Source organism: Bradyrhizobium sp. SZCCHNS3016 (genome assembly GCF_032484535.1).
In the GTDB taxonomy this organism is placed as follows: domain Bacteria; phylum Pseudomonadota; class Alphaproteobacteria; order Rhizobiales; family Xanthobacteraceae; genus Bradyrhizobium.
In genome coordinates this window covers 104,569-127,627 of record NZ_JAUETE010000014.1, presented here as the reverse complement: position 1 = coordinate 127,627, position 23,059 = coordinate 104,569, and the positions used below count along the sequence as shown (strand labels likewise).

The window sequence follows — 23,059 nt, the reverse complement described above, 5'->3', positions numbered from 1 at the left end:
TGCGGCATACGCTCCAGATGAGCTGGATCACATCGGCGGCGTCAGCCCATCGCGGCCGACGCTGACGCGGCTGGTCTCGAGCGAGCCGTCAAGCAGCTGCTTGACCGTGGCTATCACCTTCGCGCCGGCCGTCAGCTCGGACTTGTCGCCGGGCACGAAGGTGACGATCGGCCTGTCCGGCGCGATGTCGACGCGCTTCTCGCCGCCCTTGTATTTGACGAGCAGCGAGTGACCGTCGGTCGAGACCGAGCTTTCGGATACAGTGGCGTTGGTCATGCTCGAATTCGGCTTCAGGTCCCACGACCGCGAGCCTTCGCCCGTGCCGCGCATGTCCTCGGGGAAGATGTGGATCTCGACCACCTTCGGCGCGCCGTCCGGGCCGGGCACCGTGGTGGCGCCGATGAACGAGCCCAGCTTGATGTCGGAAAGCTGCGCCTTGACGACACCCGAAACGCGCAGATCACCGGCCATGCGCAGCTTGAAGATCTCGCCGCTGCGGGCCTTCACCGTCATCATGTCGGCGTCGACGCTTTCGATGGCGCCGCGGACGCGCGTCGGCACCGGCGCCTGCTGGGCAATGGCGAGCGCGGATACAGCCGCAACCATGGCGAGTGAAGTGACGGAACGGATCAGGACGAGACGAGCGGACATGCAGGGCTCCGAGGGCGAGAGAAGATCATCAGCGTCCAATGCGGGGCTACGCGGACGCTCGATCAATGAGACGCCGACCATCTGCGCTTATTCCGCGCTCAAGCCCTTGTGAGATCGGCCTCGACCAGCGCGCGCAACTCGGGCGTGACCTGCGGACGGCGGCCGAACCACAATTCGAAGCCACGCACGGCCTGGTGCAGCAGCATGCCGAGCCCATCGGCAGTGCGCAGCCCCCTCGCCCGCGCCGCCGCGAGCAACCGCGTCTCCAGCGGCACGTAGACGATGTCGGCGACGACAGCCTGCGGCGGCAACAGCTCGACGTCGAGCTCGAGCGGCGGCTGGCCGTGCATGCCGAGCGAGGTGGTGTTCACGAACAGGCCCGCGCGCGGCAGCAGCGCGCCGACGCGGTCCCAGCCTTCGGCAACGACATGGCTGCCGAACTGATCAGCCAGGGCTTGTGCGCGCGCCGCGGTGCGATTGATGACGTGGACGCGGCCGATGCCGCGCTCGAGCAGGCCGAACACGACGGCCCGCGCCGAGCCGCCGGAGCCGAGCACCAGCGCCTCGTCGGTGCGGTCCCAGCCTGGGGCGGCGGCATCCAGATTGCCGATGAAGCCTTCGACGTCGGTGTTGGTGGCCCGCAGGATGCGGTCCTCGTACCAGAGCGTGTTGGCCGCGCCGACGGCGCGGGCACGCGCGTCCGGCTCGCTCAGCTCCAGCACGCGCTCCTTGTGCGGGATCGTGACGTTGGCGCCGACGAAGCCGCGACGGTCGAGATGCATGACGAAGTCCGCCAGCTCTTCCGGCGGCACCGCCTCTATGGTGTAGCCGCCGGCAATGCCAAGCTCGTGCAGCCAATGATGATGGATCAAAGGCGAGCGCGAATGCGCGGCAGGCCAGCCGATCAGGCACGCAGCGCGGGGTTTGGCGGCGAGGGTCATGGCCGTGACATCGGACAAGCCCCGGCTGGAGTCAATGCTGGGGCTCGGCAGTCGCCCCCCGGGAAAGCGCCGCAGCGGCCGAGAGGCGCCATGGCCCCAACGGCGACGCGGCGTTGAGGTCGCGTGTCAGCTCGCGGCGAGCCCATCGGCGACGTCCGCCGGCGCCGTCTCCTTGCCCTTGATGTCGGCCACGGCGCGCTCGATTGTCTCGCGATAGCGCACCAGCGGCGGCCGCACGCCGTGGGTCAGCAGCGCCCGGCGCACGGTCGGCGACGCACCCGTGATGAACAGGCGGATGCCCTGGCGCCTGGCCTTGGCGGCGACGCGGCTCATGGCGTTGGCGGCCGTCGAATCCAGGAACGGCACGGCGGCGAAGTCGACCACGAAGGCTTTGCGGCGGTCGGCGATCGAGTCGAGCACGGTGCCAACGGTCGAGGCGGCGCCGAAGAAGAACGCCCCGGTGATGCGATAGACCAGCACGTCCTTGTCGGTGCTGAGCTTGGGATTGTAGGGCACCCGCGCGCCGTCCTCGAAATCCGCACGGTCCTGCGCGACCAGCGGCGTGCTGTCCTCGACGCCGGTCATCTGCGCCATGCGGTTGATGAACAGCACGGCGCCGAGCGCAAAGCCGACCAGGATGCCCTCGGTGAGATCGCGGAAGACCGTCAGCCCGAAGGTCGCGAGCAACACCGTGGCATCGCCCCAGGACGATCGGATCAGGGTGGCGAACTCGTGCTTCTCGGCCATGTTCCAGGCCACCACCACCAGCACCGCGGCGAGCGCCGACAGCGGGATGTAGCTCGCGAGCGGAGCCGCGATCAGCATGAACACCAGCAGGAACAGCGAATGCAGCATGCCCGACACCGGCCCGCGTGCGCCGGCGCGAACGTTGGTGGCGGTGCGCGCGATGGTGCCGGTGACGCAGATGCCGCCGAACAACGCCGAGCCGACATTGGCAAAGCCCTGCGCCACCAGCTCGCAGTTCGAGCGATGGCGACGGCCGGTCATGCCGTCGGCGACGACGGCCGACAGCAGCGATTCGATGGCGCCGAGCAGTGCGAAGGCGATCGCGTCGGGGAACACCGCCTGGACCTTGGCGAGCGAGAACGCCGGCAACGCCGGCGCCGGCAGCTCGCGCGGGATACCGCCGAATTTCGTCCCAATGGTCTCGACCGGAAGCTGCAGCGCGAAGGTGATAATGGCCGCGACCACGACCGCGATCAGGATGCCGGGCCAGGTCGGCCGCAGATGCTTGAGGCCGATGATGATCGCGATCGACAGCGCGGCCGTCACGACCGCAGACATGCTCGCGGTCGGCGCGCCATGCGCGAGCGCCGTGAGCTTCGGAAGCAGCTCGCCCGGTTCCTTGCCCGCAAGCGTGATACCGAACAGATCCTTCAGCTGGCTGGCAAAGATGATGACGGCGATGCCCGCGGTGAAGCCGACCGTGACCGGATAGGGAATGAACTTGATGTAGGTGCCGAGCCGCAAATATCCTGCGATCACCAGGATCACGCCGGACATCATCGTCGCGATCAGCAGGCCATCGAGACCCTGGCGATCGACCGTCGCAGCGACCAGCACGATGAAGGCACCCGCGGGACCGCCGATCTGAAAGCGGCTGCCGCCGAGCAGCGAGACCAGGAAGCCGCCGATCACGGCGGTGTAGAGACCACGCCCCGGCGAGACACCGGAGGCGATCGCGATCGCCATCGACAGCGGCAGCGCCACGATCGCCACCGTCAGGCCCGCCAGCGCGTCGGCGCGAAAGTCGCTGAGGCCGTAGCCCTCGCGCAAGACCGTCAGGAGTTTGGGGGAATAAAGCTCGGCGAAGGTCGGCTCATGATGTCCGACCCGCCCGTGCGAACGGTGTTCGTTTGCGATGCTCATGCCCATCACGCTCCCGTCGCCTCATCGGGCCGCGGCGCAGCCGACGATGCGTCCCACACGAAGCGCCCAGGGGCCCCGTGCCGCGCGATGAGCCTAGCTCGCGTCATCGCGCACAATGTCAGTTTGACGGCCCATGCGGCGGGGCGGCCCCGGGTCCTTCAGGCGAACACCACGCCCGCCATTCTCGCTGCGGGAATGCTCACCGATCAGATCCACGCCCGCACGATTGAGCGCATCGACGACCTTGGTCAGCGAGTCCACCACGCCGCGGACGTTGCCCGTTGAGGCTTCCATCCGCTGGATCGTCGGCAGCGACACGCCGGCCAGCTCGGCCAAGGTTCTCTGATCTATCCCGAGCAGCGCACGGGCTGCTCGCATCTGGAACGACGTGATCACGATGGCCTCACGTAGCAGACACCATAAATGATGTCTGAGACAAAGACAATGATGTAAAATACATCATAAATTGCTTTCGGAGGCAAGCTGGAACCGGCCCTCGCCCACTGTTCCCTGCGCGCCCGAGCAAAGGTCCCGACGCGATCCGGCCCGCCATCCCGAGAGAGGATGACGGGCCGGTGCTGCTCGGCGCGGAGCGTTCGGCTCAGGCGGCGTCGCGGTGGGAGGCGATGATGTGGTCGGCGGCGCGGCCCGTCACCTCGGCCATGTGGTCGAACTGGCGGGTGAAGCTGCCGGCGCCGGCCGTGGCCGAGCGCAATTCGACGATCAGCTCGCCGATCTCGGCCTCCGGCATCATCGCGCGGACGCAATCCCAGCCCGGCCAGCCGTCGCGGGTGTCGAACGACAGGATCTGGCCGCGCCGCGCCGACAGGATCGCGTTGATCCTGGCGGTCGCTTCCGTGGGGCAGACGATCTCAACGGTGTGAATCGGCTCCAGCAGCACCGGCTGGCATTGCGGCAGCCCCTCGCCGACGCCGACCCGCGCCGCGGTGCGGAACGCGAGGTCGGACGAATCCACGCTGTGATAGGAGCCGTCGGTCAGCGTGACCTCGACGTCGATCACCGGAAAGCCCAGGGGGCCGCGGGCCATTGCGTCGACAACGCCCTCCTCCACCGCCGGGATGTAGTTGCGCGGCACCGCGCCGCCGACCACCTTCTCGGCAAAGCGGAAGCCTTCGCCGCGCGGCAGCGGCCTGATGTCGAGCACGACGTCGCCGAACTGGCCGTGACCGCCGGACTGCTTCTTGTGGCGGCCGCGCTGCGTGATCGGCTTGCGGATGGTCTCCTGATAGCCGATCGCAGGCTGATGCGATTTCACGTTGACGCCGAAACGGTCGCGCAACCGCTCCAGCGCGACGCGCAGATGCATCTCGCCCTGCCCCCACAGCACCGTGTCGTGGGTGCGCGGGTTCTGTACCATCGTCAGCGATGGATCCTCCTCGTGGAGCCGCTGCAAGGCCTGGCCGAGCTTGACGTCGTCCTTGCGGTCCACGGCGGCGATCGAGAGCGCCAGCACGGGTGGGCACGCCTCGACCTTTGCCAGCGGCAGCGGCGCCGTCTTGCCGGTCGCAACCGTATCTCCGGTCTTGACCGCATCGAGCTTGCCGAGCGCGACCGTGTCGCCGGCTTCGGCGCCCGCGCGCTTGCTGTCATAGGCGCCGGTCGCAGCCAGGATGCCGGACACGCGCGCCGCCTCGCCCGAAGCGGCATGCAGCGTCGCGCCGTCGTCGAGATGGCCCGAAAGCAGGCGCGTCAATGACAGCTTGCCGCCATGCTGCAGGTGCAACGTCTTGAAGACGTAGCCGAGCGCCTCCTTCGCGTCCTTCACGCCCAGCCGCTGCGCGGTCTCGGCGATTCCGGGCGCCTCGTGGCGCAGCGCCTTCATCAGCCTCAGCACGCCGTTCTCGCGCAGCGCCGAGCCGAGCAGCACCGGGCAGATCAGCCCCTCGCGCAATTCGCGCGCGAGATCGTCGAACACGGCGTCGCGCGGCGGCGGGATGTCCTCCAGCAGTTGCTCCATGAGCGCGTCATCGTGATCGGCGAGCTTCTCCAGCATCGAGAAGCGCGCCTCCTTCTCGCGGTCGAGATCGCCGCCTTCGAGCCCAACGACTTCCGACGCCTTGTGCTCGCGATAGATGAAGGCGCGCTCCAGCGCGAGGTCGACGAAGCCCTCGATCAGCTCGCCGTTCCAGATCGGAATCTGGCGCAGCACCAGCGGCACGCGCGAGGCCGGCTGCAATGTGGCAAGCGTCTCCCTGATGCGCGCATTGGCGCGGTCGATCTTGTTGAGGAACAGGAAGCGCGGGATGCGCAGCTCCTCGAGCTCGCGCAGGATGATCTGCAATTGCGGCAGCTTCTTCTCGTCGGCCTCGCAGACCACGACGGCGGCATCGACCGCCGGCAGCGCCGCGCGCATGTCGTGGATGAATTCGATCGAGCCGGGACAATCGAGGAAGGTGTAGCTGTCGCCCATGAAGGTCGTAGTCGCCGCCGTCATGGCGACGCTCATCTTGTGCTGACGCGCCTCCGGGCTGGCATCGCCGACGGATGTGCCGGCGTCGACGCTGCCCGCGCGTGGGATTACGCCCGTCCGCGCCAGAATCGCCTCCAACAGAGTGGTTTTACCGCTTTGGAAAGGGCCCACCAGCGCAATGCACCGTGGACCGCGGGGACTTCTCAGGTCTTGTCCCATTCGCCGCCTCCTCGTTGTGGAGCTCGGCCCTTGATTGGGTCGGCAAAGCCGAATGCTCTGCCTCGGCTGCCGCTTTGGCAAGCAGGGGGCCCGCGAAAAACGTCGCTGCAGTGCGGGGAGTCCGCCGCCTTCCCGCACGATGGCGGGAAGAGCGGCTATTCACGGCAAAGGGAAGATCACCGACCCGGGCGCAATTCGAGGCTTTGCAGCCCCGCCGAGACGCTGAGGCCGACTTGGCCCTGGACGCTGAGCGGCTGCAGCGCGATCGAGTTGGCGGAACCGCCGACCAGCACGTTGCCGCCGACACCGACGCCGACCGCGGCCGAGCCCTGGGCGCCGGCATAGTCGCCGGAGAGATCGCCCGGCCCGAGCCGTGCAACCGGGGCATAGACCACCCAGGCCAGCAGCGATTCCTGAGTGATGCCGAGATCGAGGCCGACCTTGCGGATGGTCGCGACGTAACGATCCTCCGGCAGCCCGTCGGCGCGCAGCACGCAGCCGAGATGGGTGACCGAGCCGACGATGAAGCCGACGCTGGCGCCACCGCGGCATTCGAGGACGCCGACCCGCACGCGATCTTGCGCCTGGGCAGCGCCGCCGATGCAGAGGACGACCGCAGCAGCGAGCCCGGCGAGGATGGTCGAGCGCATGAATAAAACTCCGGCTGAAATGAACGTGTGATGCAGCTCCGTCGATCGGACGCACGATCGCGGGCGATCACATCTATGCCACAAGCCTTACGGTCGCACCAGATTCGCAGCGCCGTCAGCACGAGCCGGCGCGCCGACGCAGGCAGCGACTGCGACGCGTTCGCCCGAACGCTTCCGCGGCTCAGCGATAGAAGCGCGAGAAATAGGACGATGAACGGCTTGGGCTCGGGTGGATCGGCAGCAGCGGCACCAGCTCGACCTCGGTGATTCCGGCAGCGATGTTCAGGCCGGTCTGCCCCTGCAGGCTGATCGGCTGCAGGGCGGCGGCGCGATCGGTGTCGCGCACCAGGAAGCTGCCGCCGAAGCCGACCAGAGCCGCGGCGTTGGCGGACAATCCGCCGTAGCGCCCGCGCAGCTCGCTGCGGCCGAAATCGTTGACCGGTGCGCTGACCGCCCACGCCATCCTGGTCTCATCCGTCAGCCCGACATCGAGGCCGTAGCGCCGGACCTTGGCGACATAGCGCTCCGGCTGGCGGCCCTGGCTGCGAAACACGCAGCGCAGGCGTGACTGGGACATCACGAGCTTGCCGGAAGTCTTTCGTCCCGCGCACTCGAGCACACCGGCGCGCATGGGGCGATTTGCGTGGGCTTGCGCGAACGGAGCAACCGACACAAGCAACATGATCGACAGCAGAAGCAGCCGCATCGAACTCCAACCCTACGCCACCAGACTTATCGACCGACAAGAGAAAGGCGCCATGTTCAAAACATGGCGCCTTTCGGCCTGGAACTTGGCTTCTGGAGTTTCGAGACGGATGTTGCCCGATTACCTCAGATTGCCGCAGAAGCGCTGGATGCGCTTGCAGGCGTCCTCAAGGTCGGAGGTCTTGGTCGCGTAGGAGATGCGGAACGCCGGGCCGAGGCCGAACGCCGAGCCGTGCACCACCGCGACGCCCTCGGTCTCCAGGAGCTCGGTGACGAAGGCCTCGTCGTTGTCGATCACCTTGCCCGACGGCGCAGTCTTGCCGATCGTGCCGGCGCAGGACGGATAGACGTAGAACGCGCCTTCCGGCCGCGGGCATTCGATGCCGCTCGCCTGATTCAGCATCGAGACCACGAGGTCGCGGCGCTCCTTGAACACCTTGTTGTTCGCGGGAATGAAGTCCTGCGGACCGTTCAAGGCTTCCACCGCCGCCCATTGCGCGATCGAGCACGGGTTCGAGGTCGACTGCGACTGGATCGTCGCCATCGCCTTGATCAGGTGCGCCGGACCGCCGGCATAGCCGATGCGCCAGCCGGTCATGCAATAGGCCTTGGAGACACCGTTCACGGTCAGCGTGCGGTCGTACAACGACGGCTCGACCTGCGCCGGCGTGGTGAACACGAAGTCGTCATAGACGAGGTGCTCGTACATGTCGTCGGTCATGATCCAGACATGCGGATGCTTGACCAGCACCTCGGTGAGCGCCTTCAGCTCGGCCTTGGTATAGGCCGCGCCGGTCGGATTCGACGGCGAGCACAGGATCAGCCACTTGGTCTTCGGCGTGATCGCCTTCTCCAACGCCTCCGGCTGCAGCTTGAAGCCATGCGCCGCGGTGCAGACCACCGGCACCGGCTCGCCGCCGGCGAGCGCCACCATTTCCGGATAGCTGACCCAGTACGGCGCCGGGATGATCACCTGGTCGCCAGGATTGATGGTCGCCATCAACGCATTGTACAGCACCTGCTTGCCGCCGACGCCGACGATCACCTGGTTCGGCTTATAGGTGAGGCCGTTCTCGCGCTGGAACTTGCCGATGATGGCTTCCTTCAGCTCGGGGATGCCGTCGACCGCGGTATACTTGGTCTTGCCGTCCCGGATCGCCTGGATCGCAGCTTCCTTGATGTTGTCCGGGGTGTCGAAATCCGGCTCGCCGGCGCCGAGGCCGATGACGTTGCGGCCCGCCGCTTTGAGGACGCGCGCTTTATCCGTGACCGCGATGGTCGCGGACGGCTTCACACGGTCGAGCGCAGCGGCGAGAAAGGACATCATCAGCTCCTATGCAGGCGTCGTGGATCACCCCTTCAGGGCCACGACCAGTCATGTCAGGGAAACGCCTGCTTTTAAGGCCCGCGGCGCGGCATCGCAAGAAGCTTGGGCACATGGCTCCCAAGACTTTAGAGAACGTTAAAGCCGCCCCGCTAGCGTGCCCGAACGATTGTCCAGATTTTCAGGCCGAAATGACCGATATCGGGTGCGCCCTGCGATCCGGCGACTGGCTCACGGCCGCGCGGATCAAGTCCTACAGCTGGATTCTGCTCGCGTTCACGATCGCTGCGATCGTGGGCTGGGTCGCGCTGTCCGACGGGCTGATCGACCGCAACGGCAAGCCGATCGGGACCGACTTCTCCAACGTCTATGCGGCAGGCGTGCTGACCCTTCACGGCAAGGCGGCCGATGCCTACGATCCGCCGCTGCAGCATGCGATGGAAAAGGCCGTGTTCGATGGCCGCGACGTGCCGTTTTTCGGCTGGCACTACCCGCCCTTCTTCTTCGCGATCGCCGCCATCACCGCCCTGCTGCCCTATGCCGGAGGGCTCGCGCTCTGGGTCGTGTCGAGCCTGCTCGCATACCTCGCGGTCATGCGCGCGATCCTGCCGCGTTCCGAGACCCTGCTGGTGGCGACCGCCTTTCCCGCCGTGTTAATCAACATCGGTCACGGCCAGAACGCATTCTTCACCGCGGCGCTGCTCGGCGGCGCGCTGTTGCTGATGGAGCGCGGCCGGCCGTGGGCGGCCGGCATCCTGATCGGCCTGCTCGCCTACAAGCCGCAATTCGGCGTCCTCATTCCCGTGGCGCTGCTCGCAGGCACGCGCTGGCCGACGATCGCTGCTGCAGCCGCCACGGTGGCCGCGCTGGTCGCGATCAGCTTCGCCGCGCTCGGCAACGAGGTCTGGCACGCCTTCTTCCAGTCCATGACATTCACACAGAGCGTCGTGCTCGAGCAAGGCGGCACCGGCTGGGAAAAGATCCAGTCGGTATTCTCCGCCGCGCGCCATTGGGGCGCCGATGTCAGGTCCGCCTATGCGCTGCAAAGCCTGCTGGCGCTGTCGCTCGCGGCCGGACTTGCCTGGCTCTGGCAGAGCGAGGCTGCGTTCGATCTCAAGGCTTCGGCACTGGCGAGCGCGAGCCTGCTGGCGACGCCCTACGTGCTCGACTACGACCTCGTGGTCGTTGCGGTTGCGATCATTTTCTTCGTCCGGCACGGCCTCGCGAACGGCTTTCGCGACTACGAGCTCAGCGTGCTCGCGGCCGCCTGGATCGTGCCGCTGCTCTCGCGCAGCGTCGCCGGGCTGACGACGATACCGCTGGGCCTCATCATTCTGATGGCCCTGTTCGCGCTGACCCTCCGCCGCGCACTCACCGATCGCGCCGTCGAGATCGGTGGACACGCGCGCATCGCACAAGCGTGATCTCGATTGTTTGAATCTATTGGAAAGTTGTTATTCGAGAGTGCAGTGCAGTAGCGCATTTCGACTTTTTCCATCCGCCGGCACTTGCAGCCTGCGCTCATCGGCATCATTGTCTGGCCGCATTGCGGGACGATCTGGCGTCCGGATGCGCGATGCGTCCAACCCTTGATTCCTCGAACTCGAAATCGGCCGGATGTACAAGCTCTATTCGATGCAGCGGTCAGGCAACAGCTACAAGGTCCGCCTTGCGCTCGCGCTTCTGAACGCGCCCTATCAGGCGATCGAGATCGACATTCTGCGCGGCGAGAGCCGCACGCCGGATTTTCTCGCCAAGAATCCGAGCGGCCAGGTGCCGCTGCTGGAAGTCGGCGAGGACCGCTTCATCGCCGAATCGAACGCGATCCTCTGGTATGTCGCCGGCGGCACGCCGCTGGTGCCGGAGCAGCGCATCGAGCGCGCCGAAGCGCTGCAATGGATGTTCTTCGAGCAGCATGCGCTCGAGCCGAACATCGGCGCCGCCTATTTCTGGCTGCTCCTGGTCAAGGGCGGGCGCGACCTGCAGACCCATGCGCTGGAGGACTGGATGGAGCGCGGCTATGCCGCGCTCCAGGTGATGGAGAATCATCTCAAGAGCAACGATTACTTTGCCGCGAAACAGCTGACGGTCGCCGACATCGCGCTCTACGGCTACACGCACGTCGCCGATCGCTGCGACTTCGATCTGTCGACCTTCCCGAAGATCCGCAACTGGCTGCGCCGCGTCGAACAGACGCCCGGCTTCGTCGCGATGGACTGGCAGCCGGCGCTGATCGATTCGGCCGGCATCGCCGCCGACTACGGGTGACATGCACACCGTAAGACTACCGACCGCCCGTAGAACAGCGGGGAAAATACACGTTTAGGCGGGAACAAATACCACGAGCGCCATGTTCTTGCCTTTTTTGCTGATTTGCCGCCGCAATCCTGCCCAGCGCGACCTTAGAATTTACCTCTGCGAGTGATTCGCTCGCGGATGTATGGGTAAGGGATTTCGACTTCATGTCCCGGTGGCGTTGTGCTTCCGTTCCGAAGTTCAGTTGGGTCCGCGGCCGCGCGTCGCCGCAGGAGTCGAACCACCGTAGAGGGCTCCGCACGCCCGTCAGCGGCTTTCACGACCACGCAACGCTCACCCTTTCGCCCAGCCTGACCACCGCCGTGGTCGCAACGATCGCGGCCAGCACGCTCTCATTGGGTGTCAGCGTCACCATTGCGGTGGTGTCGATTCGCGCCGTCTTGTCGATGCCCGCTTAGCAGGAAGCCATTTTGACAACCCTTCGCGGTTTTCGCGACAACAGGCGATGATTGTCTCGCACACAAAATGGCGATGAAATCAACGGTCGTAATCGTTGCCGTGACCCTGGCACTCGCGATCCTGCTGGCGGCGTCACTGCTGATCCTGATCGAGCGACGGGGCGAGCTCTCGCTCTCGCCGCTGACCGAGGAGGATCGGTCGGCCTACGTCGAGCTGATGCGGCCGCCCACCGCCGAACCGGTGCTGCCCATCCCTGATTGATCGCGAACGCGGCTGCGCGTATCGAAGGTCCGTCGAGATTCAAAGGGACGACGAATCCTTCATGCACGAAGCACTCACTGTGCGCGCCATCGCGCGCGACGACCATGATCGCTGGCTGCCGCTCTGGGACGGCTACAACGCCTTCTACGGCCGTTCCGGGCCGACGGCGCTGCCGGTCGAGGTGACCGCGATGACATGGTCGCGCTTCTTCGATGCCGACGAGCCGGTGCATGCCCTGGTCGCCGAGAGCGGCGGCGAGCTGATCGGCCTGGCGCATTACCTGTTTCATCGCGCCACCACCACGATCGGGCCGCTTTGCTATCTCAACGACCTGTTCACGAACGAGGCCGCCCGCGGCAAGGGCGTCGGACGGGCGCTGATCGAGGCGGTCTACCGCGAAGCGCGTCAGGCCGGTGCGCCGCGGGTCTATTGGCAGACGCACGAGACCAACACCACGGCACAGGCGCTCTACGACAAGATCGCCGAGCGCTCGGGCTTCATCGTCTACCGCAAGGCGCTGTGAACGGGCGGTGTCACGCCGCCGTCACGGGGGCGGCCTACGCTCCATCGAGCGCCTGATCATCCCCCGTCACCGGTCACGCGTTTCAGCGGTCCCCGTCAGTCGCCGTCTCTGACCGGGGCCGCATTTTTTTGTCTGGCCTTGGTCGTTGGACGTGGCGCGTCTCACGCCACGTTCGTCGTCGTGTCCTGCTGCTCCAATGGTGCCAGCTGAGAAGCCTTCGCCTGCGCGGCTTCGATGCACATTCTGACAGCCTCGCCCATGCTCGCCGCGACCAGATCGGCCTTGGTGGCTTCTTGCAGCACCTTCGCGGCCTCCTGATCGACGTCGGCCGCGCAGCAGACCAACATCACTTTTGCTCTGGGGAGCCGTCGCTTCAAGCGACGAACGGAGTAGCGCATATGTGCGACGCCGGAATTGCCGATATAGATCAGGCAGGCAATCGCAACACCTGCGGGCTCGAGCTTGATGACGTTCGCCGTCGAGAGCGCCTCCGCTCCTGAGACCTTCGCGCCCAACCCGTGCGCCGACGACAGTTGCGCGAGAATCACCGCCGCCGCTTCGTCGATCGGGGTTCGCCCGGCCACGCACAGGACCGGCTGCTCGCTCCGCCATCCTTCGGCGAGATTGTCCTTGCTGAGGATGGGTATCGTGTCGATGGCCCCACTGCTGGACGAGCTGTCGACGGCCGATGCCGCCTCCGGATCGCTGGTGGTCTCGCGTTTCGCCAGCGGACCATCATTCTGATCGGAAAGATCGGCGGTCAACTCGGCGACGGCGTCACGGATCGTTGCAAGGCGATCATAGGCGAGCGCCCCCCGGTCGGCGTCGGCTTGGGCCAATTGCAGCCCCTTCACCGCGACCTCGTCGCAATAGGCAATCAACGAGCGCTCCTTCAAGAACTCCTCTGCCTTCTCGGCCGCTTCCGTCGGATCGTTCGCAAGCATGCGCTGGTAGAAGATCTCGGGAGGAGACAGCGCTGGACGATCACCGAACATGACGTCGAGGAACTCCAGGCGCTCCACATGTCGTCCGATGACGACCAGGCAGACCGTCAGCGGCGTCGCGAGCACCAACCCGATTGGGCCCCACAGCGCGGTCCAGAACGCGGCTGAAACGACCACCGCCACGGGGGACAGGCCCGTGCTGCGCCCATAGACCATCGGTTCGATGACGTGGCCGAGCAACGGCTCGACCACGAGAAACAGGGCCAGCGTCCAAATCAGCATCGACCAGCCAGGGTCGACCGCTGCCGCCAGAGCAAGCGGAAACGCCGCGGCGATGACGGCGCCGATATAGGGCACGAACCGAAGCGCTGCGGCGAGGATTCCCCAAAGGAGGGCGCTGGGGATGCCGATGAACCACAAGCCGACGCCGATCACGACGCCGAACCCGCCGTTCAGGGCGAGCTGGGTGAGGAACAGCCGGCTGAGCCTGTAAGCCGCATCATCGAGCGCCGCCGTGGTGCGCTGCAGGTCCGATGAGCCCGCAAGGCGGATGAGCCGATTCCGCAGGTCCTCGCGTTGAAGCAATATGAAGATCACGAAGATGATGATGATGCCGGTCGTCGCCAGCGGATGAATGAGCGGCGAAATCAGCGTGCGAAGACTGTCCAGCGCTCCAGGATCGGGCTGCCGGACCTCCACCGGGATCGGGGTCACAGGGACTGGGGAATTCGTTCGAAGTCCGCTCGGCGGCCGAGCCGCTTCCGGCTCTTTCGGTTTGTCGAGTTCCTTACCCAGATCCTTGAGCATGTCCGATGCACGCTCGAGCGTCCCTCTCCCGGCTTTGGTGTCGCGGAACGACTGGATCTTGTTGCTCATCGTCGATTGATAGTTCGGCAACTCGCTGGCGAGCTGGGTGAGCTGGGTGGCGAGCAGGCTGCCCAGCGTAAAGATCACGACGAACGCGAGAACGACCACGCTGACGACGGCCAGTCCGCGCGGGGCGCGAAGCCGCTGCAGTTGCGCGACCAGTGGCGCCAATACGAAGCTGAGCAGGATGGCCAGGGCCACGGGGACCAGGATATCACGACCGAAATACAGCAGCCCGATGATGATGACCGCAAAAATGGCGACGGCCAACGCGCTGATCAGCCCGAGAACTTCCTCTGGGGTGCGGACCTTGAGCGGCTGTCTGATGAGCATCGAATCTCTCTGCGAACGAGGAAGGGCGGCGCACGTCGCTCATGCGGTCAGGCTGTCAACGTCGACGAAGGTGGCGCGTTGCAACGGAGGGAAGCTTCTGACGATGTCGCCGGCGCCGGTGGTCATATGCCGAAAGGTTCGTCTCGATCCGAGCAACCATCCCGGCCCTCGCTAGAACAGAACGACCGAAGGCGCTGGCCGGCGCTGCCCGCCCTGCCGGACATTCGGCTTCCTGTTTCAGACACGCGATAACAGCCTCGTGAGGCTCCAGTTCCCGAGAGCGCCTGACGTCGCCTGCGCGTCTGCCGACGGCTACGACTGCTCAGCTTCGGCGCGCCGTCGCACCTGCTCGAATCAGCCGGACCTTCGCTATGGCGTTGTCCTTGTTGACGCCAGCAGGCCCGGCGGACCGGCTGGCCCGGCGCGAGCAGCTTGCGATGGCGCACGACCGGCGGCCGTCCGGGTCCTGTCGGCCGCCGCGTCGCTTCAGCGCAAAACGAGCGTCCGCTCGGCCGTGCTCAGCCAAGACGGGTCGCGGACACGGATCGCGATGGTGGGCTTTGTCCTACGTCTTGCTGCCCACCGTTTGGCGGACCTCGAACCCCTCGAACTGCGGCGGGCCGAGATAGTGCACCTTGGTGTCGCCGGCCCGCTGGTGCGCGGCGCGGAATGCTTCGGACTTGGTCCAGTCCTCGAACGTCGTCTTCGACGCCCAGATCGTATGCGAGGCGTAGAGCGTATGATCCTCGGCTTCCGGTCCCTTCAACAGGTGAAACTCGACGAAGCCCGGCACCTTGTCGAGATGGCTGTCGCGCGACAGCCAGACCTGCTCGAAGGCGGCCTCCGAGCCCTTGGCGACGCGAAAACGATTCATGGCGATGAACATGCTGATCTCCTGAGGGATGAATGCCGCAGGTCGAGGAGTAGCAGACTTCGCGGTGCAATGCGCCTGCGACGACGGCCGCTGATGCCGCAATGTGGAAGGCTTCAGGACGCCTGATCAGGAAATGGCGCAAGCGAGCCTTACGCTACGAGCCCCTTGATCGGCTTCACGGCCGCGCTGTCCGGAAACACCGCGCCGCCAAGCGCGTGCTCGCCGATGCCGAGATGATCGGCGAGTACGCCCTTGAACACCGCGCGAAGATCCGTCGTCGGCGCAAGATCGCGTCCCTGGTAGAGGCTCGCCATCTTCAGCGTCGGCCAGTCGGCGATCACCCGTCCGCCCTTCACCGCACCGCCGGCAAGCAGCGCAATCGTCCCGGTCCCATGATCGGTCCCCTGGGTGCCGTTGATCCTTGCCGTGCGCCCGAACTCGGTTGCGACCACCACGACCGTATCGCGCCAGCACGGGCCAAGCCCACTTTCGAACTCGGCGAGCGCACCGTCGAGACCCGACAAGAGCTGCGCCAGCCGACCGACCGCACCACCTTCATTGGCATGCGTGTCCCAACCGTCGAACGCCAGCGCGGCGATGCGCGGACCATCATCCGCGGCGATCAGCTTCGCCGCGCCGCGCGCGACCTGGCGCATCGCCGCGATCTGGTTGCCGCCCGGCTTCGGCTTCATGTCGTCACCGACCGCGACCTTCTCGAGCTTGAGCCCTTGCGACAACGCAGCCGCCAACGCGGGATCGCGATGCGCATAGAGGTCGACCAGCCGCATCGCAGTGTCGTCATCGGCCTGCGGCACCGTCACCGGCGCCCAACCGACGGTGGGCGCTGCGCCGCGCAGCACCAGCGGCGACGTCGGACCGACCGCGAGCGCGCCCGCGACGCGGGGGCCGCGCGGCAGAGCCTCGACTGCGCGGTTCAGCCAGCCCGATTGCACGCGGCCAGGACCGGCGAAGCCGCTTTCGAGCACGTCCTGACCATCGAAATGCGAGCGCTCGCGATACGGTGTCGCGACCGCGTGAACCACGGCAGCCTGCTTGTCGCGATACATTCGCGCGAATTCCGGCATCGACGGATGCAGCGCAAAGAACGAATCGAGCGGCAGCGCCGGATTTGGTCCCGCCGTCGTCAGCGCGATCGCGCCATGCAGTCCGGCGTAGTCGGGATCGCCGACCGGCGCGACGGTGGCGAGGCCATCGAGCGCGCCGCGCAGGATCACGACGATCAGCCGCGGGTCGCGCTGGCCGGCGGCCCGCGCGAATTTCGGCAGATAGCCCCAGGCCGCAAAGGACGCGCCTGCCAGCAGCAGATGGCGTCGCGAGGTCAACAGCGAGGTCGCGATCCGGTCCATCGTCATCTCCTCTGGAATTCCGGCGACATCAGCAACAACGCCAGCGCCTGCTGGCGCGATTCCGCACGCTCGATCGTGCGCCGCGTCTCCGTCGAGGTCGCATCGCCCGCGACGAGATCGAGCAGGTCACGCGGATCGAGATTGTTGCCGAGACGTGCGGCGAGTTGCGCGGAAATGTCCAGCCGCAGCTTCATGCCCTCAGGGGCAGCCCACATCGCGTTGGTATCAGCAAATCCGTTTGGTCCTGCGGGCGCCCATAGCGGCTGGCCGAGCGTGTTCAGGGAACTGAGATAGAAGCCGGGATCTTCCGGCACGCGCGCAAGCAGCCGGCCGCCGGCGACCAGGAACTCATAGGGCGAACGGATCTTGGTCAGCGGCGCCGACCAGGCCTCGTCGGAGTCGACCAGCGCCAAGGTCAGCGCCTTGAGGTCGCCATCGCTCTTCTTGAACACGGCTTCGAGCCGGGCGACGAGCGCGGGAGGCGGATCATCGGCGACGAAATGGCGCGCGAGCCTGGTGGCGATGAACTTCGCCGTCGAGGGATGGCGGGCGATGTCCGCGAGCGCGGCCTCGCCCTGCGCGAGACCGTCATCCTGATAGACCTTGCCGAGCAGGGTCTGCGGCCCCGGCTGGTGCGCATTGGCATTGAACACAAAGCTGCCGGGCGCCGTGTTGCGGCTGTTGCGGCCGGCAAAGCTCCAGCCGGTGATGATGCGCGCCAGCGAGGTCACGTCCTCCTGGGTGTAGCCGCCGCCGACACCCAGCGTGTGCAGCTCCATGATCTCGCGCGCAAGGTTCTCGTTGAGGCCGCGCTTGCGGTTCTGGCCGGCGCGCGAGTCCGGTCCGAGCGATTCCTGGTTGTCGAGGAAGAACAGCATCGCCGGATGCTGCTCGACCGCCTTCAGCATGTCGGCGAAGCGTCCGAGCACGTGCGGCCGGATCGCCTCGCGCTCGAACGCACCGGCCCACATCCGCGCCAACTCGCCCTTGCCTGCGGAGATGCAGAAATGATTCGACCAGAACGCCACCAGCCGCTCGGTGAAGCCGCAATCGGCGAGCACGGCGCGCTGCAGCCGCGCCAGCGCCTCGGCACGGAACGTCTTCTGGACGACGTTGGGCGGCTGCTGAGCCTGCGCGGGCTTTGCCGGCGTCCCCTGCATCGCGGGTGCAGGGTCGGCGCCGGCTGCTGGGGCCGCCGATGGCGTTGCGGCCGTGGCTTTGTCCGCGCCGTTCGTGGACAGGCCGCGCGTGGGGCTGGACTGCTCCTGCGGCGCAGCCTCCGACTTCGCGGCCTCGCGGGCCCGCTTGACCTCGTCCTGATAGGCGAAGACGGCATCGGCGAGTGCGGGCGTCGACTGCAGACCCGGCGCCTCCAAGAGCGCTCCATTGGGACGCCCGAGCTCGGCCTTGACGAAGCCGCGCGGGTCCGACGCCGCATTGACGAGATCGCCCGAGGCGCCGCCACGCGCGCCGAAGCCGAAGCGATTCAATGCAACAAGAGCCGCTCGGGCATCACGCGCCATGCCACATCCTCGACCCCGTCATCGCGGGAGCTCCCGAAACGCTGTGTTGCCGCGACCGCAGACTGCGATGGCGCGGCAGATTGTCACGCACTATACTTGCCCCGGCAGATGAACCGGACATGAAAAGGGGCTGGTCGGACGTGGCTCCGAACGTGACAAATCGTTTAGCGGACATGACCGCGCGGCGACTCACCTGCGAGTCGTGCGGCGCGGAGTTCAGCTGCGATCCCGGCGGCTCCTGCTGGTGCTTCGAGGAGGCCGTGCGCCTGCCACTGCCCAAGACCGGACAGAGCAATTTCAAGGACTGCCTGTGCGCCAACTGCCTCAAGAGACTGGCGGGCAAACCGGAGGCAGGATCGTGACGCGCTGGCACGTCGAAGCGGTCCTGCTCGACATGGACGGAACGCTGCTCGACACCGAGAAGGTCTATCTCGAAGCTGCGATCGCGGCGCTGAATGCGCTCGGCTACAGCGACGGCGTCGTCGAGCTCTGCCATGCGATGATCGGCATTCCCGGACCCGACAACGAGCAGACCCTGCGCGACCATTTCGGCGACAATTTTCCGCTGGTCGAAGTCAACCGCCTGTTCGCGGCCAAGACGGTCGAGATCCTGCAGGCGGGCATGCCGCTGAAGCGCGGCGTCGTCGCGCTGCTCGACGCGATCGACGCGGTCGGCCTGCCCAAGGCCGTCGTCACCTCGTCCTCGCGCAGCACGGCCGCGGAGCATCTCCGCCTCGCCCGCATCAACCACCGCTTCGATGCGGTCCTGACGCGCGACGACGTGACCCGCGCCAAACCGCATCCGGACCTCTATCTGCTCGCCGCGGAACGGCTACGGACGCGCGCGCCGGCCTGCGTCGCGATCGAGGATTCCAATCCCGGCGTCGCCTCGGCGCACGCCGCAGGCGCAATCACCTTGATGGTGCCGGACATCGTGCCGCCGAACGATCATTCGCGGGCGAATGCGGCGGCCGTGCTGCCGGATCTCGATGCCGCCATCGCGCTGCTCGCGCGCCGTTCGGTGTTGCCCGTCAAGACATGACGTCACGTCGGCAGGCACGTCCGGCCATGCCGCTAATTCATCAGCCATTGTCTTCAAAGGCGGCAGAAGACGGTCACGATCGGTTCACGTCGTTGCGCGCCGCCGGCGGCCCTATCGGATGCATTAACCCGCACGCACTACCGTACAGGCGTTGGCGGATGGGCTTCTTTCATGTTGCGATTTATTGGCGCCGCAGGTGCGGCATTTTTGGTTGCGTTCGCAGGTGTGAGTTGGGCGGTGAGAGGCTTTCCGCTTCCAGATGGACCGTGGCGGGGCATGACTCGGACGGCTTCGATTGAAACCGCGGCAAATCTCGCTGCGCCCTTGCGCGAGAGCGGGGCCGTTGTGACGCCTCTATCTCCCCTGGTGGACAAGACCTTCGGCGGCCCGGAGGCAAAGGAGTTCGAGCGCAAGGCGTGGCTCGCGGAGCATACCTCGCAGAGCGACAAGAATCCCAAGCTCGACGCGTTGCGCATGGACGCGCTGCAGGCCGCGACGGCCTACAAGCTGTCGCCATGCGACAAGACCATGAAGCAGAACCTGGTGGACGCACTGACAGCCTATACTCGCGCCTATGTCGCCAAGCTGGATTGCAAGCGGCAGTTCTGGGGCGCAAAAATCTGCACGGACAAATCGCTCCAGGAGGCGGCCGACAGCGTCGGCACGCCGCTCGATCAGCGTGTGAGGGAGGCCTTGTTCGAAGCCTTCGACGAGAAGGGGATCACCAAGGCGGACTTTCCGGCCGATGTGCGCGAGGACGTCCCGATGTTCGCCGGCCCCGGTCTCTGGTCCGACGAATCGTCGGTGTGCCGTATCCGGCAGGCGCAACGCGAACGACGATAGCAAACGAGCGCTGCCATGAACCGGCTGATCTTCATCATCGCAGCCATCCTCGTCTGGCAGGTTGGCGGACGCCTGTTCCTGACCGACGCGCCGAGTGCGGCGGCTGCGTTTCCGCCCGTCACGGGCGCGGAGTTTCAGGACCACGAGAAATACACCGAGGACGCCCGGCGCTCGCAGCGCCAGGACGCGCTGAAGGCGCTCGATCTGGCCTGGAGCGACCGCTGCGGCGCCAATCGCGACAGCTTCATCAGCGGCCTCAACCACTACTACTATCATCGGCAGAACCAGAACGAGCGCTATCCCGAGACCTATGGTCCGGCCGGCGCCGCCTACATCGCCGGCGTCTGGACGACCGCCGAGGATCGCCGGATCGAACGCCTGACCCAGGAAGCCTACGCCGCCGGCTACATCAAGCCATCCGATTTCGACGGCATGGCGAGCCAGATGGTCGCAACGATCGTTCGCGGCGAGCGGGTCAGGGGACGCGGCTGCGCCGGCTGACGGTCCTGCGGGAAGCATATCGCCTCCCCTTTGGCAGCGCCGCCGCGACCAGCGTCCGCGCCGCCGCGCCCGCGGTCTCCATGTAGCTGGCGTCCCGATGCAGCAGCACGACCGCGAATGCGCCGTCGAGCAGCAGCAGCATCTGCCGCGCGAGCTCGCCCGCTTCGGCAATTCCCTGCTCTTCGAACATCGCCTGCAGCCAGGCCTCGAACTTCTTCTTGTGGGCGGCGCCGATCCTGATCGCGGGATGGCCGGGCAGATTGGCGAGCTCCGCGGTGGTGCGCAGGAAGCCGCAGCCGCGCCATTTCGGATGCCGCGCGGCGCGCGCAAGCTGATTGAAGATCCCGGCGATCTTGTCGGGCAGCGCGCCCTCGGTCTCATCGAACCAGCGCTTGAACAGCTCCAGGTTCGGCTGGTCGCGCGCGGCGAGATAGGCCGCGACGAGATCGTCCTTGCTGCGGAAATGATAATACAGCGTCTTCTTGGTGACGCCGGCCTTTTCCGCCACCGCGTCGACGCTGACGGCGCGGATGCCCTCGGCATAGAACAGCCTGCTCGCGGCGGCGACGATGCGGGCGGGCGTGGGATCGGAGGATCGGGGCATGGCGGCGCTCGGTCTCGGTCAATGTATACTCATCAGTGAATATACCTCGGCTGCCGCGACGCCTAGTCTTCGCCTGCTCCAACCGCCAGCCTGCGAGACGCCATGACCGACCTCATCCTGCTCGACATCTCCGACCGCATCGCCACGATCACGCTGAACCGGCCGGAGCGACTGAACGCGCTCAGCTACGCGCTGATCGATCGATTGATGGCCGCGTTCGACCGCATCGAGACCGATGCCGGCGTCAGGGCCGTGATCCTCACCGGCGCGGGACAACGCGCCTTCTCGGCCGGCGCCGACATCGACGAATTCACCGAGAGCGTCCGCAAGGGGCGCGCCGCGGCGCTGCGCGACTTCGTGCGGCGCGGCCAGGCGATGACGGCGCGGCTGGAGGCGTTCCGCAAGCCGGTCGTCGCCGCGGTCAACGGGCTCGCCTTCGGCGGCGGCTGCGAGATCACCGAGGCCGTGCATCTTGCGGTCGCGAGCGAGCGCGCCAGCTTCGCCAAGCCCGAGATCAGGCTCGGCATGCCGCCGACCTTCGGCGGCACGCAGCGGCTGCCGCGGCTGGTCGGCCGCAAGCGCGGACTCGAGCTGCTGCTGACCGGTGACGCTTTCCCGGCGCAGCACGCGCTGGAGATCGGCCTCGTCAACGCCGTCGTGCCGCACGACGAGCTGTTGCCGGCGGCGCGCGCGCTGGCGCAGCGCATCATCCGGCACGGGCCGGACACCATCGCCGGCATCATCACCGCCGCGACGCGAGGGCTCAACATGGCGGTCGGCGAGGGGCTGCAGGTCGAGAGCGAGCAGTTCGCGAGCCTGGTCGGCAGCCGCGATCTCACCGATGGGCTGGCGGCCTGGCGCGAGCGCCGGCCGCCGCGTTTCTAGACCGGGTGGCCCGGCGACTTGCGCGCCAGCCCGTCGAACGCATCGAGCAGCCGCTCGCGCCAGGCATGGACGCTGTCGCTCTCCTCCAGCAGCCGGAACGGGCTCACCACGCGCGCCCATTGGAAGCCGCCGAACACGATGTAGTCGGCATAGTCGGGCGCGTCGCCGCCGATGAAGGCTTGCGTCTTCAAGGTCTGGCGCAGCGGCTCCAGCGATCTGCGGAAGCCGATGACCGCCTGGTCGCGCGTCGCCATGACCTCTTCGAGGCTCTTGCCGAACCGCGCCTCGCGCGATTTGCGAAAATAGTCGGCATCCTCGGCGGCAAGGTTCTTCGGGATGTCGGCGATGATCAGCGGGAAGATGCCGCCGACGATGGCGACGTCACCCCAGGCATTGAGGAAGCGCGCCATCGCGCGGCCGCCGGCGCCGCCGAACAGCGACGGCCGGCCCGGATAGGTGTCCTCGAGGTAGTTGGCGATCGTCCAGGAGTCGGCCACCGCGCGGTCGCCGTCGAGCATGACCGGCACCTTCTCCGATCCATGCGGCGCGATCGCGCTCTTCTCGGTGAAGCGCCACGGAATCGATTCTGCGCTCAGGCCCTTGTGCGCCAGCGCCATCCGCGTGCGCCAGCAATAGGGGCTGAACGGGCGGCCCGCATCGGTCCCGACCAGTTCATACAGCTTCACTGCCATTCCCGGTCTTTCCTCCAACTCCGGACCGTTCTAGCGCGCGACGCGGCCGTTGTCGCGCAACAGCTGCGCGCCGGCATCGGTGACGACGATGAAGAGGCCGACGCCCGCGATCGCCTCGCGCGTGACATAGCCCAGATCGGCGGCATCCTCCCACACCGTCAGCCGCGGGCAGCTCGTTCGCCACGTCGCCACCACCTCGGCATGGCTGCGCGGCGCGCGCGCGATCCATTCGATGAAGTCCAGCACCAGGGGGTATGCCGATACGGCCATGCGC

At 66.7% G+C, this 23,059-nt stretch carries 24 protein-coding genes; 9 read left to right on the top strand and 15 right to left on the bottom strand.

Features of this window, described 5'->3' with window-relative positions; translation table 11 throughout:
• Positions 1–27 precede the first annotated feature (27 nt).
• The 8 genes from QW881_RS24870 to QW881_RS24835 form a co-directional block, all read right to left on the bottom strand.
• The gene (locus tag QW881_RS24870) at positions 28–606 is read right to left on the bottom strand and encodes a hypothetical protein (protein ID WP_316159090.1); all 579 of its coding nucleotides are present in this window, start codon (positions 604–606) and stop codon (positions 28–30) included.
• Between the two features lie 143 nt (positions 607–749).
• Positions 750–1,592 (bottom strand): shikimate dehydrogenase, encoded by an 843-nt coding sequence (locus tag QW881_RS24865; protein ID WP_316159081.1) that lies wholly within the window; start codon positions 1,590–1,592, stop codon positions 750–752.
• Between the two features lie 126 nt (positions 1,593–1,718).
• Complete coding sequence (locus QW881_RS24860; protein ID WP_315733928.1) at positions 1,719–3,482, bottom strand: SulP family inorganic anion transporter; 1,764 nt, start codon at positions 3,480–3,482, stop codon at positions 1,719–1,721.
• A gap of 93 nt (positions 3,483–3,575) precedes the next feature.
• Complete coding sequence (locus QW881_RS24855; RefSeq protein WP_315757334.1) at positions 3,576–3,878, bottom strand: helix-turn-helix transcriptional regulator; 303 nt, start codon at positions 3,876–3,878, stop codon at positions 3,576–3,578.
• A gap of 205 nt (positions 3,879–4,083) precedes the next feature.
• Positions 4,084–6,132 (bottom strand): elongation factor G, encoded by a 2,049-nt coding sequence (locus QW881_RS24850; protein ID WP_315757335.1) that lies wholly within the window; start codon positions 6,130–6,132, stop codon positions 4,084–4,086.
• 176 nt (positions 6,133–6,308) lie between these two features.
• Complete coding sequence (locus QW881_RS24845; protein ID WP_315757336.1) at positions 6,309–6,782, bottom strand: DUF992 domain-containing protein; 474 nt, start codon at positions 6,780–6,782, stop codon at positions 6,309–6,311.
• A 181-nt stretch (positions 6,783–6,963) separates the two neighbouring features.
• Complete coding sequence (locus QW881_RS24840) at positions 6,964–7,488, bottom strand: DUF992 domain-containing protein (RefSeq protein ID WP_315733932.1); 525 nt, start codon at positions 7,486–7,488, stop codon at positions 6,964–6,966.
• Between the two features lie 120 nt (positions 7,489–7,608).
• Positions 7,609–8,811: a pyridoxal phosphate-dependent aminotransferase gene (locus QW881_RS24835; protein ID WP_316159082.1), complete on the bottom strand. Its 1,203-nt coding sequence runs from the start codon at positions 8,809–8,811 to the stop codon at positions 7,609–7,611.
• Positions 8,812–9,002: 191 nt separating this feature from the next.
• Here QW881_RS24835 and QW881_RS24830 point away from each other — a divergent pair, with 191 nt between their 5' ends.
• The 4 genes from QW881_RS24830 (at position 9,003) to QW881_RS24815 (ending at position 12,310) form a co-directional block, all read left to right on the top strand.
• Positions 9,003–10,235: a glycosyltransferase family 87 protein gene (locus QW881_RS24830; RefSeq protein ID WP_316159083.1), complete on the top strand. Its 1,233-nt coding sequence runs from the start codon at positions 9,003–9,005 to the stop codon at positions 10,233–10,235.
• Positions 10,236–10,428: 193 nt separating this feature from the next.
• Positions 10,429–11,079 carry a glutathione S-transferase family protein gene (locus tag QW881_RS24825; protein WP_315714112.1) on the top strand — a complete coding sequence of 217 codons (651 nt, stop codon included), beginning with the start codon at positions 10,429–10,431 and terminating at the stop codon, positions 11,077–11,079.
• A gap of 513 nt (positions 11,080–11,592) precedes the next feature.
• A complete protein-coding gene (locus QW881_RS24820; RefSeq protein WP_315757339.1) occupies positions 11,593–11,787 on the top strand; it encodes a hypothetical protein in 195 nt (64 codons plus the stop codon).
• A 61-nt stretch (positions 11,788–11,848) separates the two neighbouring features.
• Positions 11,849–12,310, top strand: a complete 462-nt coding sequence (locus tag QW881_RS24815) for a GNAT family N-acetyltransferase (protein WP_315757340.1) — start codon at positions 11,849–11,851, stop codon at positions 12,308–12,310.
• A gap of 161 nt (positions 12,311–12,471) precedes the next feature.
• On the opposite strand, the gene QW881_RS24810 is transcribed toward QW881_RS24815, so the two are convergent.
• The 4 genes from QW881_RS24810 to QW881_RS24795 form a co-directional block, all read right to left on the bottom strand.
• Positions 12,472–14,454, bottom strand: coding sequence for an AI-2E family transporter (locus QW881_RS24810; protein ID WP_315757341.1), 1,983 nt, complete (start codon positions 14,452–14,454; stop codon positions 12,472–12,474).
• Between the two features lie 565 nt (positions 14,455–15,019).
• Positions 15,020–15,340 (bottom strand): antibiotic biosynthesis monooxygenase, encoded by a 321-nt coding sequence (locus tag QW881_RS24805; protein WP_315733939.1) that lies wholly within the window; start codon positions 15,338–15,340, stop codon positions 15,020–15,022.
• Positions 15,341–15,477: 137 nt separating this feature from the next.
• Positions 15,478–16,701 (bottom strand): DUF1501 domain-containing protein, encoded by a 1,224-nt coding sequence (locus QW881_RS24800; RefSeq protein WP_315757342.1) that lies wholly within the window; start codon positions 16,699–16,701, stop codon positions 15,478–15,480.
• Positions 16,698–18,218 carry a DUF1800 family protein gene (locus QW881_RS24795; protein ID WP_315757343.1) on the bottom strand — a complete coding sequence of 507 codons (1,521 nt, stop codon included), beginning with the start codon at positions 18,216–18,218 and terminating at the stop codon, positions 16,698–16,700. Before QW881_RS24795 ends, QW881_RS24800 begins: the two co-directional genes overlap by 4 nt.
• On the opposite strand from QW881_RS24795, the gene QW881_RS32625 reads away from it, so the two are divergent.
• The 4 genes from QW881_RS32625 (at position 18,185) to QW881_RS24775 (ending at position 20,604) form a co-directional block, all read left to right on the top strand.
• The gene (locus QW881_RS32625; RefSeq protein ID WP_410052596.1) at positions 18,185–18,580 is read left to right on the top strand and encodes a cysteine-rich CWC family protein; all 396 of its coding nucleotides are present in this window, start codon (positions 18,185–18,187) and stop codon (positions 18,578–18,580) included. The genes QW881_RS24795 and QW881_RS32625 overlap by 34 nt on opposite strands.
• Positions 18,577–19,260, top strand: coding sequence for an HAD family phosphatase (locus QW881_RS24785; RefSeq protein WP_315757344.1), 684 nt, complete (start codon positions 18,577–18,579; stop codon positions 19,258–19,260). The genes QW881_RS32625 and QW881_RS24785 overlap by 4 nt, the downstream gene beginning before the upstream one ends.
• Before the next feature lie 276 nt (positions 19,261–19,536).
• Entirely contained in the window at positions 19,537–20,103 is a 567-nt protein-coding gene (locus QW881_RS24780) for a hypothetical protein (protein ID WP_315757345.1), read from the top strand.
• A 15-nt stretch (positions 20,104–20,118) separates the two neighbouring features.
• Complete coding sequence (locus QW881_RS24775) at positions 20,119–20,604, top strand: hypothetical protein (RefSeq protein ID WP_315757346.1); 486 nt, start codon at positions 20,119–20,121, stop codon at positions 20,602–20,604.
• On the opposite strand, the gene QW881_RS24770 is transcribed toward QW881_RS24775, so the two are convergent.
• Positions 20,579–21,208, bottom strand: a complete 630-nt coding sequence (locus tag QW881_RS24770) for a helix-turn-helix domain-containing protein (protein WP_315757347.1) — start codon at positions 21,206–21,208, stop codon at positions 20,579–20,581. The genes QW881_RS24775 and QW881_RS24770 overlap by 26 nt on opposite strands.
• Before the next feature lie 102 nt (positions 21,209–21,310).
• On the opposite strand from QW881_RS24770, the gene QW881_RS24765 reads away from it, so the two are divergent.
• Positions 21,311–22,093 carry a crotonase/enoyl-CoA hydratase family protein gene (locus QW881_RS24765; RefSeq protein WP_315757348.1) on the top strand — a complete coding sequence of 261 codons (783 nt, stop codon included), beginning with the start codon at positions 21,311–21,313 and terminating at the stop codon, positions 22,091–22,093.
• On the opposite strand, the gene QW881_RS24760 is transcribed toward QW881_RS24765, so the two are convergent.
• On the bottom strand, positions 22,090–22,785 hold the full coding sequence (locus QW881_RS24760; protein WP_315757349.1) for a glutathione S-transferase family protein: 696 nt from the start codon (positions 22,783–22,785) through the stop codon (positions 22,090–22,092). The two genes, QW881_RS24765 and QW881_RS24760, sit on opposite strands and share 4 nt — an antisense overlap.
• Before the next feature lie 30 nt (positions 22,786–22,815).
• Positions 22,816–23,055 (bottom strand): hypothetical protein, encoded by a 240-nt coding sequence (locus QW881_RS24755; RefSeq protein WP_315757350.1) that lies wholly within the window; start codon positions 23,053–23,055, stop codon positions 22,816–22,818.
• Between the last annotated feature and the right edge of the window lie 4 nt (positions 23,056–23,059).